Annotated in this window: 14 protein-coding genes; 12 read left to right on the forward strand and 2 right to left on the reverse strand. The window is 64.2% G+C overall.

Annotated elements, in window-relative coordinates; translation table 11 throughout:
- The first annotated feature begins 19 nt into the window (after positions 1-19).
- Together SC1_RS04315 and SC1_RS04320 are read left to right on the forward strand one after the other, a co-directional pair.
- Positions 20-2176, forward strand: coding sequence for a polysaccharide biosynthesis tyrosine autokinase (locus SC1_RS04315; protein WP_083435670.1), 2157 nt, complete (start codon positions 20-22; stop codon positions 2174-2176).
- 12 nt (positions 2177-2188) lie between these two features.
- Positions 2189-3526, forward strand: a complete 1338-nt coding sequence (locus tag SC1_RS04320) for a hypothetical protein (protein WP_062178055.1) — start codon at positions 2189-2191, stop codon at positions 3524-3526.
- 22 nt (positions 3527-3548) lie between these two features.
- On the opposite strand, the gene SC1_RS04325 is transcribed toward SC1_RS04320, so the two are convergent.
- The gene (locus SC1_RS04325; RefSeq protein WP_238586565.1) at positions 3549-4751 is read right to left on the reverse strand and encodes an acyl-CoA dehydrogenase family protein; all 1203 of its coding nucleotides are present in this window, start codon (positions 4749-4751) and stop codon (positions 3549-3551) included.
- A gap of 137 nt (positions 4752-4888) precedes the next feature.
- The gene (locus SC1_RS04330) at positions 4889-5800 is read right to left on the reverse strand and encodes a LysR family transcriptional regulator (RefSeq protein WP_062178061.1); all 912 of its coding nucleotides are present in this window, start codon (positions 5798-5800) and stop codon (positions 4889-4891) included.
- Between the two features lie 260 nt (positions 5801-6060).
- Between SC1_RS04330 and SC1_RS04335 the strand changes: the two genes are divergently transcribed.
- The 10 genes from SC1_RS04335 to SC1_RS04375 all read left to right on the forward strand — a co-directional run bounded on the left by SC1_RS04335 (position 6061) and on the right by SC1_RS04375 (position 13586).
- Positions 6061-8184 (forward strand): CHASE3 domain-containing protein, encoded by a 2124-nt coding sequence (locus tag SC1_RS04335; protein ID WP_193749106.1) that lies wholly within the window; start codon positions 6061-6063, stop codon positions 8182-8184.
- Positions 8181-8552: a response regulator gene (locus SC1_RS04340; protein ID WP_062178066.1), complete on the forward strand. Its 372-nt coding sequence runs from the start codon at positions 8181-8183 to the stop codon at positions 8550-8552. Before SC1_RS04335 ends, SC1_RS04340 begins: the two co-directional genes overlap by 4 nt.
- A complete protein-coding gene (locus SC1_RS04345; RefSeq protein WP_062178069.1) occupies positions 8545-8829 on the forward strand; it encodes an Hpt domain-containing protein in 285 nt (94 codons plus the stop codon). Before SC1_RS04340 ends, SC1_RS04345 begins: the two co-directional genes overlap by 8 nt.
- A gap of 89 nt (positions 8830-8918) precedes the next feature.
- Positions 8919-9545 carry a response regulator transcription factor gene (locus SC1_RS04350; RefSeq protein ID WP_062178072.1) on the forward strand — a complete coding sequence of 209 codons (627 nt, stop codon included), beginning with the start codon at positions 8919-8921 and terminating at the stop codon, positions 9543-9545.
- A gap of 178 nt (positions 9546-9723) precedes the next feature.
- Positions 9724-10293 (forward strand): hypothetical protein, encoded by a 570-nt coding sequence (locus SC1_RS04355; RefSeq protein ID WP_152682294.1) that lies wholly within the window; start codon positions 9724-9726, stop codon positions 10291-10293.
- Positions 10294-10355: 62 nt separating this feature from the next.
- Positions 10356-10718, forward strand: a complete 363-nt coding sequence (locus SC1_RS04360) for a hypothetical protein (protein ID WP_152682295.1) — start codon at positions 10356-10358, stop codon at positions 10716-10718.
- 98 nt (positions 10719-10816) lie between these two features.
- Positions 10817-11752, forward strand: coding sequence for a hypothetical protein (locus SC1_RS04365; RefSeq protein WP_152682296.1), 936 nt, complete (start codon positions 10817-10819; stop codon positions 11750-11752).
- Positions 11753-11900: 148 nt separating this feature from the next.
- Entirely contained in the window at positions 11901-12461 is a 561-nt protein-coding gene (locus SC1_RS04370; RefSeq protein WP_062178083.1) for a hypothetical protein, read from the forward strand.
- Between the two features lie 72 nt (positions 12462-12533).
- Positions 12534-12701 carry a hypothetical protein gene (locus tag SC1_RS22075; RefSeq protein ID WP_193749108.1) on the forward strand — a complete coding sequence of 56 codons (168 nt, stop codon included), beginning with the start codon at positions 12534-12536 and terminating at the stop codon, positions 12699-12701.
- 129 nt (positions 12702-12830) lie between these two features.
- The gene (locus SC1_RS04375) at positions 12831-13586 is read left to right on the forward strand and encodes a fimbria/pilus periplasmic chaperone (RefSeq protein ID WP_238586566.1); all 756 of its coding nucleotides are present in this window, start codon (positions 12831-12833) and stop codon (positions 13584-13586) included.
- Positions 13587-13601 lie beyond the last annotated feature (15 nt).

Consider the following 13601-nt stretch of genomic DNA (forward strand, 5'->3'; position numbering starts at 1 on the left):
GGACGCAGTTACACGACACATGCCGCGCAGCCGGCAAGCAGACCCGCAGGTCGATCGCGGCGCGCTGATCGATTTGCGCCGTGTCGGCGGAGTCCTGCGCCGGCGATGGATGGTGCTTTGTGCGGCGATGGCCGCGGCGATCGTCATCGCCGCGGCCGCTTATATTGCCGCTGAACCGCGCTATCTCGCGACCGCACAGGTTGCGCTCGAACGGACGGCCGAGCGCGTGATCAACGTTGATTCGGTGGTGCCGACGTCCGATCCCGATTCCGCTGCGGTCGATACCGAGGTGCAGGCCCTACGTTCGCCCGAACTGATTGGGCGCGTGGTCGATCGGTTACGGTTGGCCCGTGATCCGGCGTTCAACAATGCGGCCGGTGAGGGTCAGCCAACGGCGCAGCCAGACCTGATCGGTCGCCAGCGCGCGATCGGCACGCTGCTCGGTGGGTTGACCGTGAAACGCGACGGCCTCTCCTATGCGATCAGCGTATCGTACGAAGGCAGCACGCCTGTGCAGGCGGCGCAGATCGCCAATGCGCTGGTCGACGATTATGTGTCGGGGCAGGTCGGATCCAAGACCGACGCGACGCAGCGCGCGAGCAAATTCCTCGAACAAAGGTTAGAGGAACTGCGCACGCAATTGCTGCGCGCCGAGCGCGAAGTCGCGGATTATCGCGCCGCGCACAATCTTTTCGCCGTCTCGGAAGCGAGCACGATCACGCAGCAGGAGCTCTCGGGCCTTTCGACCCAGCTCGCTCAGGCGAAAGCGGAAAATGCCGCGGCACAGGCGCGCCTCTCGGCCGCTCGCGCGCAGCTTGCCGGCGGACGGAACGGCGAGGAGTTGGGCGACTCACTCGATTCGCCGGTGGTCAGTCAGCTCCGTGCTCAGCGTGCCGAAGCGGGTCGCGAGGTTGCGGCGCTCGAGAAACGCTACGGTCCGCGTCATCCCGCGCTGATGCAGGCGCAGAATCAGCTTCGCACCGCTGACGCGGCGATCGCGGCCGAAGTGCAGCGTATCGTCGCCAACGTCTCGATCCAGGCGAGCATCGCCAACCAGCGCGCGGGTTCGCTCGCGGGTTCGGTCGCGCAATCGCAGGGCAAGCTTGCCAGTGATAACGAGGCATCGGTCCGGCTGGGCGAACTGGAACGTAACGCCGAATCTTCACGGACCCTCTATCAGGCATTTCTTGATCGTTATCGCCAGACGGTCGCTCAAGCGGGGCTGGAGCAGAGCGATTCCTACATCGTCAGCCGGGCGCGCGTACCCGGTGCGCCGAGTTCGCCCAACATGCTCATCTATGCCGCGATGGCCATTGTCGGCGGGCTGGGTATCGGCGTGTTGCTGGTTGTGCTGCTGCAGTTGCTCGAACGCGGCATCGAAACAAGCGACGCGATCGAGGATATGTTGGGGCTTTCAACGCTTGCTTCGATCCCCGACGCCAACACACTGCCGGGCTATCGCAAGCTGGGCCCGCCGGCACCCCCGGCGGAGCTGTTGCTGAAGCGTCCACAATCCACCTATGCTGAGGCTTTTCGCACGCTCCGCACGTCGATCCAGTTCGCCGAAGCAGCGAGTCCGATCCGCGTCGTCGCAATCACTTCAGCGGTGCCGGGCGAGGGCAAGACGACCACCGCAATGGGTCTCGCCCGGGCGGTTGCCGCTGCGGGCGGCAAAGTGCTGCTGATCGATGCCGACGCGCGCCGCCGCGCCTCAAGCCGGCAATTCACCGATGGGGTGACGCTTGGGCTGGACGAGGTGCTCGCGGGCCAGGCGACGCTCGATCAGGCGATCGTCAAGGACAGCCTGTCGGGCGCTTTCCTTCTGCCCCAGCGGATCGATTCCAAGGGTGTTGGCCTGACCGAAAGCCCGCGGCTCGCCGAACTGATCGAGCAGGTGCGCGAGCGCTACGACCTCGTCATCCTCGACACGCCGCCGGTGCTGCCGGTGGACGAGGCGCGCGTGATTGCCAGCATGGCCGACGGCGTGGTGCTTTTGGTGCGCTGGCGCAAGACGCCGTCGAAGGCGGTTTCTGTGGCGCTGCGGCGGCTCTACGACGTCCACGCAGAAATGCTGGGCGCGGTGCTGACACTGGTCGACGTGCGCGAGCAGGAGCGGGCGGGATATGAAGATGGCGGCACCTTTATGAAGGCGTATCGCTCCTATTATGCCGACTGATCGGGCGGCGCCGTGACCGGACAGGCGTTACCCTATGGTCCGTCATTCGGACTCGGCATCCTGCTGCCGGTCACGGCGGTGCTGCTCGTCTCGCTCGTCATCGCGGCGCGGCGGGCGGGCAGCGTGGCGGGCGCCTTCGTCGTCGTGGCGTTGTGGATGCGATATACGGCCGGTGCCTATCACCTCTATATGTTCAAGCCGCTGGCGGCCGGCCTTTCGGGCAACGCGCTGCTCTCGATCGGGGTGACGGCGTTCGGGCTGCTCTTCGTGGTGCGGCCCGCCAATCTGGCGCTCAAATGGCTGCTGCCCGTCTATGCGCTGATCCTGCTCGCGCTCGTCAGCGCCGGCCTCAACGGCGATGCGGCCGGGGGAATCAACGCGGCGGTCAAATATGCCTATATGATCGTCATCATGATCGCGGTGTTCCAGGCGCTGCGCGTCGATCCCGAAGCGCGCTTCCTAGGCTGGGCGATGGTTTCGTTCCTGCCGCTGCTTGTCTTCCAGATGCTCTCGCTGGCGCTGAACCTGCCGAAAGGATCGGAGGATGGCGACGGGCTGGTCTGGATCGGCGGCTATAATCACGAGGCGGCCTTTTCGGTCGCGATGATGACGGGTTTTCTCGTCGGCTGTTTTGCGAAGTCGGCGCCGCGCGCGGTCCGCGTCGCTTTCCTGACCGCGACCTTCGTCGGCGTCCTGCTCGCAGGCTATCGCACGACAATCCTTGCGTTCGCGCCGCTCGCCCTGGCAGTGTTCCTAAGCGGGCTGACGATGAGTGTGCGGCGCGACCAGCGCGCCGCGATGGCGGTGAGCGCGGCGGTGGCGGGTGTCCTGTTCGTCTCGGTTGCGGCGCTGTTCTACAGCGAGAAATTCACCGATCTCGCCGCCTTCCTCGCGGACCCGGCGGGCATGATCAAACCGCCGCGCGATTTCGATCTCCTCGAACGGCAGGTGATGTCGGCGCGCCCGCTGATCTGGAGCAGCTATATCTACGCCTGGGCCGAAGGCACGCCGATCCAGCATCTGTTCGGCCTGGGGCCGGAGAGCTGGGAAGGCGTGTTCAAGGTCTATCCGCACAACACGCTGGTCGCGACGCTTTACGAACTCGGCTGGTTCGGGATCGGGGCGATGGTCACGCTATGGACGGCGATGTTCGCCGCGGCGGCTTCGGCACGCGGCGAACGCTTCAAGCTGCTCGCCGCGCATTTCGCTTTCTTCCTGCTCAACATGGCGACGATGCCCTTTTGGCAGGTCGAGGGGCTCGCGCTCTACGGGTTGCTCTGCGGCTATACCATCCACGCGGCCCGCGCGGCACCGCCACGCGTCCGCGCGTTGCAGCTCGCCCGCGGCTGAGCGGGCGAGCGCCGGAAGCGGCTCAGTGCCGCCCCAGCTCTTCACGTCCGACGACCATATAATGAACCTCGTCCGGACCGTCGGCGAAGCGTAGATGGCGGACGTCTGCGTAAAGATCGGCGAGCGGCGTCCAGTGCGAGATGCCCGTGGCGCCGTGGATCTGGATCGCCTGATCGATGATCTGGCAGGCGCGTTCGGGGACCATCGCTTTCGCCATGCTAACCCAGACGCGCGCTTCGCGATTGCCGAGCAGGTCCATCGCCTTCGCGGCCTTCAGCACGATCAGGCGCATCGCTTCGATCTCGACGCGCGCGCGGGCAATAACCTCCAGATTCTTGCCGAGCTGCGACAGTTGGCGGCCAAAGGCGGTGCGCGAATTGCCCCGCTTGACCATCAGGTCGAGCGCGACCTCGGCCTTGCCGATCGTGCGCATGCAATGGTGGATGCGCCCGGGCCCGAGGCGCATTTGCGAAATCTCGAACCCACGGCCCTCTCCGAGCAGGATATTCTCACGCGGAACGCGGACATTGTCGAAACGCATGTGCATATGCCCCTGCGGCGCATGGTCGGCGCCAAAGACGCGCATCGGGCCAAGCACCTTCACGCCGGGCGTGTCCATCGGCACCAGGATTTGCGAATGCTGTCCCTTGCGCGACGCCTCGGGGTTGGTCTTGAGCATACAGATCAGGATCTTGCAGCGCGGATCGCCGGCGCCGCTGATGAAATATTTCTCGCCGTTGATCACCCATTCGTCGCCGTCGAGCACCGCGCTCGTTTCCAAATTGCTGGCGTCGGACGAGGCAACGTCGGGTTCGGTCATGACATAGGCCGAGCGGATTTCGCCGTTCAAAAGGGGTTTAAGCCAGCGCTCCTTCTGCTCGGGCGTGCCCACCATTTCGAGCACTTCCATATTGCCCGTGTCCGGCGCCGAGCAGTTCAGCGATTCCGATGCGAGCGGAGACTTGCCGAGTTCGGCGGCGATATAGGCATAGTCTAGATTGCTGAGCGGGGTGCCCGTATCGCCGTGCGGCAGGAAGAAGTTCCAGAGGCCCGCGGCCTTCGCCTTGTTCTTCGCGCCTTCCAGCAGTTCGAGCTGTCCTGGCGCCCAACTCCAGCGGTCGGCGCGGCCTTCGCCGAGGCGGAAAAACTCCTCGGTGATCGGGTCGACATTCTCGGCGATGTGGCGCTTGACCGCATCGAACAGCGGCTGCGCTTCTTTCGACATTCTGAGGTCGTTGAGTTCGGCTTCGAGTTCGATCTCGGTGATGACAATTCTCCGCTGGTTTCGCCCGCAGCCTTAGTCGCACCATGTTATCGAAGAAAATGATATGGATGAATATAGGATATTCGTATCGCGAATAACTATGCGGGCTGCGCCAGTTCGTCGGCGATGATCGTGCGCAGCCAGCCCAGACCCGGGTCGGCCTGCGCTGCCTGATGCCAGTAAAGATAGCTGCCGCCCTGTTCGACCGGCAACGGCAGGTCAACGAGTTGCATCGGCCACATCGCACCCAGAACCTCCGCATGCGACCGCGGCAGCGAGAACAGCATGTCCGATGCCGCGACGATTTGCCAGGCGGTGATCGCATGCTGGCAGCGGACCGCGACGCGCCGCGACAGGCCCATGCGGTCCAAGGCCATGTCTTCGATCCCGGGACCATAGGGTCTTGAAGTCGCGATGATATGTTCGAGCGCGAGATAGGTATCGAGGTCGATCGCGCCGTCGACGCGCGGATGCCCTATGCGCGCCACGATGACGAGAGGCTCGGTGCCGAGATAATGCCGCTGGAGCCGGTCGTCCGCGGGCAGGGCGACATCGAGCGCGAGGTCGAGGTCGCCGCTCGCGAGCATCATCACCAGATCTCGGCGGCGGAAGGTCACGCTGGCGAGTGCGACATGCGGGGCTTCGCGCCGGACCCGCGCGACGAGCGAAGAGAAGCGCGGCATTTCGCCCGAAAGGCGCACGCCGATACGGAATTCGCGCGACGCTTCGGCCGGGTCGAACGATGCGGCGGCATCGAGCGCGGCATCGAGCCCGCGCAACGCCTCGCGAACGGGCCCCGCGATAGCGCGCGCCGCCGGGGTGGGCACCAGCCCGTTGCCCTGCCGCACGAACAGCGGGTCGTCGAACTGCGTTCGCAGGCGCGTCAGGGCATGGCTGATCGCCGGCTGCGACAGGTTCAGATGGCGTGCCGCCGCCGATACGCCGCCCTTGACGAAGATCGCGTCGAATATCCGCAGCAGGTTGAGATCGAACCTGGCGAGCTGGCGCAAGACGTCCTCCTCCGCGACGTGACATGTGATGGATTATCGGCCCTAATCGCTAATGATCCGGAAGGAAACCGTGGCTAGGCCGTCCGTCTTGCCCTTTGCGTTATAATGTCGCGACACCATTGATTAACCATCCCTTTTCAATGCATCGCCGTTTCTCTTCTGCTATCGATACCGTCGAACGGGCCCTTTGGTCCGGTAGGTTGGGACTTGCATTGATGGGTCGTGCATCAGCCTGGCTGCGGGCAGGAAAAGCGAATTGGGTGTTGATCACCGCCGCGATAGGCGTGCTGTTGATCCTGTCGTTCCTCTCGCTCGCGACCGACCGCGGTTTCGAACAGAATGCGCGCCTGAGGCAGGATGTTGCCGAATCCTATAATGCGCGCGCCGTTTTGCAGGCGGTGCTGACGCTGCATCAGGATATCGAACTGGGGCAGCGGGGCTATGTCATCACCGGCGATCCCAGCTTTCTCGCGCCGTACCGGAGTGCCGAGGCGCGGATCGATGCCAATTTCGAAGCCTTCGAAAAATTCGCGGGGGCCGACGGTCAGGCGGCGCTGATGGCCGAGCTCGAACGCACGTCGATCGAGAAACGTCGCTTTGTCGCGAGAACGATCGCGCTCGTCGAAGAGGGCCGACGCGACGAGGCGGCGCGGCTGATAACGGGCGGCGAGGGCAAGAGGTCGATGGACCATATCCGCACGCTGATCGGCACGATTTCCGAAGGCGAGCGAGCGAAACTCGAACAGCGAACCGTGCTCGCGAATAATGCTCGCGAACGTCTGCGGCAGCGGACCTTCACCTTGCAGGTCGGTTTGATCATGCTGCTCGCGCTCGCGGCTTTCCTGATCGCGCGTAGCCAGTTGGCGCGGAAGAGGGCGCATCGCCGCGCCCGCGATCTGGCCGCGCGTCAGGAAGCGATCTTCGACAGCGCCAAGGACGGGATGATCGTGCTGAACCCGAGCGGGAGCATCGAAAGCCTGAATCCTTCGGCGGCCAATATGTTCGGCGTACCGTCTGAATCATTGTTGCGCCGCGACATCGGGGCACTTTTCGAAATCGCGCCCGACCGCGGACAGATCGAGACCTTCCTGCGCCGCCTGAAGGCGAACCGCAAGGAAAGCTACGGACAGATCCAGGAGTTCGTCGGTCGCCGCCAGAATGGCCAGACTTTTCCGCTCGAAGTGTCGGTCAGCCCGGTCCATCTTGCCGACGCCACCTTGTTCGTCGCCGTGATCCGCGACATCAGTGACCGCCGCGAAATCGAACAGATGAAGGGCGAATTCGTCGCGACGGTCAGTCATGAATTGCGGACACCGCTGACCTCTATCGCGGGATCGCTGGGACTCATCAGCGGTGGAGCGGCGGGGGAAATTCCCCCGAAGGCCGCGCGACTGGTCGAAATTGCGCACAGCAACGCCGCGCGTCTCGTGCGGTTGATCAACGATATCCTTGATATCGAGAAGATCGAAGCGGGGCGGATGCAGTTCGATGTCCGGCCGCTGGCGCTCGGTCCGCTGCTGGAGGCTGCGGCGCATCAGGCGGCCGGTTTTGCGGGCGAATATGGCGTATCGGTGCAGGTCGAAACCGTCGCGCCGGAGGCCGCCGTCCTCGCGGACGAGGATCGGTTGATGCAGGTCGTGACTAACCTGCTTTCCAATGCGATCAAATTTTCGCGGCGCGGTGAAGCGGTGACGGTGCGCGTAACACCGCTCGATCGGCGTTACAGGATCAGCGTCATCGACCGCGGTGAAGGCATTCCCGAGGCATTTCGCAACCGCATCTTCGGAAAGTTCGCGCAGGCGGATGCGTCGGATTCGCGCCAGAAGGGCGGCACCGGGCTTGGCCTCAGCATCGTACGCGAGATTGTCGTACGGCTTGGCGGTGCGGTCGATTTCGAGAGTGTCGAGGGCGCGGGCAGTATATTTCATGTCGACCTGCCGGCGGCGGAGACCCCGGGCATGGCGCCCGCGCCCGACGCGGCCGAACCAAGCCAGCGAACGGATCGCGCGCTTCCGGTCGTGCTCCACGTCGACGACGACCCCGACATGCTCGCGGTGGTGGCCAGCGCATTCGACGGCAAGGCGATGATCCATTCGACGCCCAGCGTCGCGGAGGCGCGGGCCGCGATCCGGCGCACGCGCTATGATGCCGCGATTCTCGACATCGGGATGCTCGACGGCTGCGGGACCGACTTGGTCGAACCGCTTCGCAAACGATCGCCGACCTTGCCGATCATTCTCTTCACCGCACAGGAAGTCGACGGAGCGCCGAAGAACGGTATCGATCTGGTCCTCGTAAAATCGCGCGCCAGTCTCGACCGATTGGTCAGCGAGGTGAGTGGGCGTATCGTTTCGGGGCGCGGCAACGGTGGAGGCGGTAAATGAGCATCCAAATCCTCTATGTCGACGACGAAGCGGATATTCGCGAAGTCGCCGAGATGGCGCTTTCGCTCGATGCCGATTTCGATATTCGCACCTGCGGGTCGGGCCGCGAGGGAATTAAGGCGGCGCGCGACTGGCAGCCCGACCTGATCCTGCTCGACGTGATGATGCCCGAACTCGACGGGCCAGGCGTTCTCGAAATCCTGCGGCAGGACGCTGCGACGACGGCCATTCCCGTGGTCTTCATCACCGCGCGGACGCAGGCGCACGAAGTGGCGCGGCTCCGCGAACTCGGCGCGCGCGGTGTCATCGCGAAACCCTTCGACGCGATGACGCTGGCGCGGCAGGTGCGGACGTTCCTCGATGGGTGAAATCGACGCTCGCCTCGCCGCCCTTGCCGAACGCTTCGCGGCGCAGGCCGCTGAAACGGGTGTGGCGATCGAAGATAGTCTGGAGCGCGGGGACCGGGCCGAACTGTCGCGCCTGTCGCACAGCCTCGCCGGGCGCGCGGGCATGTTCGGCTATGGCGCGATCGGTGACGCGGCGCGCGCTGTGGAGGAAGCAATCGATGCCGGACGGTCGCCCGACGACGTCAAAGGGCTGACGCGTGACCTGCTTGGCCAGCTCGGCGCGATGAATGGGCGCTGATTGGTTAATTCGGGTAACCGCAACGGGGTGGACCGCGGCCCGCAGCGAGTGATAATATATAAATCCCAACAGCATGTCGGTGGAGTTACATGACGAAAGTGCTCGTGGCGGACGATGACCCGCTGACCATGGCAGGCATCACGGCGCTTCTCGACAAGACGAATTTCGACGTGGTGGCGACGGTCAACACCGGCGCTGCGGTACTCGAAACGCTGGGCAGCGCGCGGCCCGATCTTCTGATCCTCGATAACGGCATGCCCGAACGCAGCGGGCTCGACGTGCTGCGGACGCTGCGCAGCCGCGGCGACAACCGGCCCGTCGTCCTGCTGACCGGTGGTCTCAACGACGAACTTGCGCGCGAGGCGATCCAGCTTTCGATCAACGGCATCGTCATCAAGGCGACCGCGCCGCGCGACCTGTTGACCTGTCTTGAAAGCGTGGTGCAGGGGCGGCGCTGGCTCGACCAGGACGTGATGCAGCGCGTGATGGAACAGGCGATGTCGCCGGACGCTCCACGCGACCCGTTCGAGGCGCTGAGCGGGCGTGAGCGTGCGGTTGCCTCGCTGGCGCGGCGCGGGCTGCGCAACAAGGAAATCGCCGACGAGCTTGGGCTGACCGAAGGGACGGTGAAGGTTCATCTTCACAAGGTTTTTGATAAGCTTAACATCCGTGGCCGCACCGAATTGATCCTTTTGGCGCAGGACCGCGGCGCCTGAATCTATACCGAAAGATATAAGCCGTTTTAGCCGTTGGGGAGCGCCTTTGTCGCCTCCCGGTGAATATCGCATGCGCAAGAGTTAGCGCATTTGTCGATCAAGTTGGCGGCATCGGGCCGTCACCGACGACAGGCGATTCATGGGCTTTTTGCGCACCCTTTTCTTGCTGGCCTTGGCGGTGATCAGTGTGATCGCCAGCCAGCACGCGCATGCGCAGGTGACCGCTTATGCCGCGGGGCAGGGAGCCGTTAACAGCATCGAAGTCGGGGTAGAGGTCCGCGCGTCGGTGCTCGGCCGCTGCGGTTTCGCGACGTCGGGTGCACCGTCGGGCGCCATTGACCAGGCCGATTTCGACCAGAGCGGCTTTACCAAGGATTTCGCGATCCAGCTCAATTGCTCCGGCGCATCGCGGATCGCGGTGTCGTCGGCCAATGGCGGCATGGCCAATGCCGCGACGGGCGCTACCGGCTACCAGACCAAGGCGCCTTATAATGTCGCGCTCTATGTGGCGGCCGACAATGGCACGAACGCCTCGGCGAGCTGTGCCGCCGCGACGCTCGCCGCGGGCGGCAGTTGCACCTTCGCCGGCACGGCGAGCACGGCCGCCGGGCTTCGCCTTGGCGGCGCTTCGACCAAGGCGAACGGTTCGTATCTGCGTGTCAGCGCGCCGGCTTACTCGGGAACCGACACGCTCGCCGCGGGTCGCTACACCGATACTCTCTCGATCACCGTCAGTGTCAGTCCTTAACGCGATGTTGAACAATTCGAATCCGCCCTTATTAACTATCGGACCCTATTTCGGGGTTCGATATGACACCTACGAGATTGATTTCGAACCGGATCGCTCGCGTCGCGCTTGTGCTGACGGGGCTGAATCTTGCGGCGCCGGCAATGGCCGAAGAGGTCAATCAGATCGCCGTTTACGGCGAGGTCGCCCCGCGATGCTGGGTTGTCGATCCGATGAAGATCGTCGCGACGAACGCGGCGCCGAAGGTGATTTCGGCACGGGCGATCTGCAATCACGGGCGGCCGGTTCTGGCGTCGGAAGTGCGGATGGTCGATTCGGACGGATTGCTGATAAAGCGAGTTCCCGCAGCCACAGAGCGGCCCGTCGCCGCCGCATCACTCTCCGCTCGCACAGCATTGGAGATCGTCGTAACACCTCAGCTATGAGGGTTTGGACGACCGGTTTATCAGCGCTGGGATTGGCGTTCGGATTCGCGCTCGCAGAGCCAGCGGCCGCCCAATCGCAGATATCATCGGTTTGCGGTGTGACCGGCGCCGCGACCGCACCCGCCAGCATCACCTATGATCCCTTTTCGCCCGGCGGCCTGTCCGAAGCGACGGTCCCGCTGATTCTCCGCCGCAACCGGGGCCTGATCCTCGGCCGCACGCGGGAGGTCAGCCTGGTGATCGTATCGCCCTCGGGCTCCCCCGCGCTCGACGTTACTTACAACGGCTATCGCGTCATCTATCCAGAGGGGGCGACTGCCGGACGTCCGCGCTCGCTGAATTCGAAGGACAGTGGTGCGGGCGCGGCGGGCGAGATCCGCTATGATTTCGGCAGCCTGCTCGCTGCGGACACGTCGACGCCGCTCAACCTGCGCGTGACGGTGCCGCCGGGGACCGACCTGTCGGCGGGCGATCCGATCATCCTCGACCTCCTTTATATCTGTTCGGGCGAGAATGGCATGGCGAGCGTGTCGGTCCCGACGCGCGATACCGGATCGATCCGGATCAACGTCAACACGGTGAGCGCGCTGCAGGCATATTACGCCGGATCGCCGCTCGATTTCGGCGAGATCGGCGACGCGACGACCGCGGCGGTGCTCGCGGCGCCCGATCGCTACACGACCTCGGCGGCGAACTCGCTGCGCGTGCGCAGTTCGGGGCCGTTCGAGGTCAAGATGCGCTCGCAGAATGATTTCAAGCTGACCTATCCCGGCGGCAACCTGTCCAACGCGGCACAGACGATCCGTTACAGCGCGCGTTTCCTTGGGCAGGATATAAGCTCGAACAGCGGTTTCGGCACGCGTACCTGCGCGCGCGCGGGCATGGACGGCAGCGCTGGGGTGCTGCCGCTGCGTGCGACGCTAAAGGAAGGCGGATCGGCGAAGACGCCCGCGACCAACTATAGCGACATCATCAGCATCACCTTCACGCCGATCGTCACCGCAAGCTCGGCGACCAGCTGCGCCGGGCTCTGACCCTCTCGCTATATCGTCGGGTATAGGGAATGATGCCCGAAGTTAGCTTCGTTTTTGCCGGACGCTAAATATTGCCGGGCGTGGATCCGGCCTATCTCCAACTCGTCGGGGCGATGAGCCCCTCAGGATTTTCGATTGGAGATATGAAATGAAAAAGCTTGTTCTCTCGGCCCTGATCATCGGTTCGACCTTCGCCGCTGCTCCCGCTTTCGCCCAGACTGCCGCTGGTTCGGTCGATGTGACCGGTACCGTCGCCGCTCGCTGCTCGGCCGTCACGCCGATCACCGGCAGCATCACGCTCGGCGAACTTGCCAAGGCCGACGGCACCGTCGACCCTGCCTTCGCGGGCAACACCGGGGGCCTCAGCCGCAACTTCACCGTGAAGTGCAACGGCGCGAACCCAAAGATCACGGTCGACGCCAAGCCGCTGGTGAATGCTGCCGCGACCAACTCGCCGAACGGCTACACCAACACCGTGCACTACACCGCGACGCTCGTTGCGATGGGCGCAAAGGGCGGCACGACCTCGGTCGCCGACCAGTCGCTGAGCTCGGGCGCGACTTCGGGTCAGGTTGGCGATCGTCTCGCTGCCGTCTCGAACAACATCACGCTGACCGTTGGCAGCGGCGCAACCGCAGATTCGACGGCGATCCTCGACGCCGGCACCTATGCCGGCAAGGTCGAAATCACGATCGCTCCGACCGCCTGACACCTGGGGGGGTGTTCCCGGCAGGCCAACGTCCACTGGCCTGCCGGGATTAGCCTTTTAAAGGATATGGTCATGCGAAATCCCAAAGCCCTAGCGGCCGAACTCCGCCTTCGCGCGCTTGACGCCGAACCGCAGGAGCAGGCCGAACTGCTTTTTCTCGCAGCGGAATATGAACGAATGGCCGACATGCCCGCGTTCGGGCGGCGGGCCGACTGGTTGGGGGTCCCTCTTCCCAAATGAAGGCGGCCGGCCGGAAAGCCGGTCGCCTTTATGGATAACGCTATGATTACTAAATTTCTTTCTTGGCGGATTACAGGCTTCGGTCCATCGTCGCGCCAGCGGGTGGGGCAACGGGCGAGGAGTAGGTCATTGCAGTTGCTCAGGAGTTTTGGTGGCGCGTTGGTCGCTGTGGCGATCGCGGCCGCCGTATCGGTCGCAACCTATGCAATGGTCGTCCAGCCGGTGGTCATCGACCTCACGACCTCGGGTCGCGCGATGAGCCAGGTGGTGACGGTCGAAAATACCTTCGACAAGCCGTTGCCGGTCGAAATGCGCGTCGAGGGGCTCGACCTGACGCCCGATGGCGTCAACGCAACCGGCAAGGATCCGGGCGACCTGTCGATCTTTCCCCCGCAGACGCTGATCCAGCCGGGCCAGCGGCAGAGCTTTCGCGTGCAATATGTCGGCGAACCGGCGCTCGCACGCAGCAAGCATTATTTCCTTACCGCGGCGCAGCTGCCGGTGCAGACGAACGACACCCAGTCGAATGTCCAGCTTCTCTATAATTTCCAGATTCTTGTCAGCGTCTCGCCCGACGGCGTCAAACCCGCTCTGTCGATCGCGTCGGCCGAAATCGGCAAGGACGCCGAGGGCAATCCGGCGCCGGTGATCGCGGTCGCCAATGCATCGGCTGCGCACGGCTATCTGTCGCGCGGCCGCGTCCGCGTCGTCCAGTTCGCGCCCGACGGAAAGGAAATCTTCCGCAAAGAAATTTCGGGGCCCGAACTTCAGCAAACGCTCGGTTACGGTTTGATCGGCGGCGGGCAGACGCGCCGGATGACCTTGCCCATGCGCCTTCCGCAACCGGGTGGGCGGATCGAGGCGCTGTTCACGCCCGATAGCTGAAGACACCGGCGGGTC

This window comes from Sphingopyxis sp. C-1 (assembly GCF_001047015.1).
In the GTDB taxonomy this organism is placed as follows: Bacteria; Pseudomonadota; Alphaproteobacteria; order Sphingomonadales; family Sphingomonadaceae; genus Sphingopyxis.

Excerpts from the sequence above, each read along its gene's own strand:
- SC1_RS04315 (WP_083435670.1), top strand. The coding sequence starts at position 20 with ATGCCGCGCAGCCGGCAAGCAGACCCGCAGGTCGATCGCGGCGCGCTG.
- SC1_RS04325 (WP_238586565.1), bottom strand. The coding sequence starts at position 4,751 with ATGTCGAAAGAAGCGCAGCCGCTGTTCGATGCGGTCAAGCGCCACATC.
- SC1_RS04340 (WP_062178066.1), top strand. The coding sequence starts at position 8,181 with ATGAGCATCCAAATCCTCTATGTCGACGACGAAGCGGATATTCGCGAA.
- SC1_RS04345 (WP_062178069.1), top strand. The coding sequence starts at position 8,545 with ATGGGTGAAATCGACGCTCGCCTCGCCGCCCTTGCCGAACGCTTCGCG.
- SC1_RS04350 (WP_062178072.1), top strand. The coding sequence starts at position 8,919 with ATGACGAAAGTGCTCGTGGCGGACGATGACCCGCTGACCATGGCAGGC.
- SC1_RS04360 (WP_152682295.1), top strand. The coding sequence starts at position 10,356 with ATGACACCTACGAGATTGATTTCGAACCGGATCGCTCGCGTCGCGCTT.
- SC1_RS04370 (WP_062178083.1), top strand. The coding sequence starts at position 11,901 with ATGAAAAAGCTTGTTCTCTCGGCCCTGATCATCGGTTCGACCTTCGCC.
- SC1_RS22075 (WP_193749108.1), top strand. The coding sequence starts at position 12,534 with ATGCGAAATCCCAAAGCCCTAGCGGCCGAACTCCGCCTTCGCGCGCTT.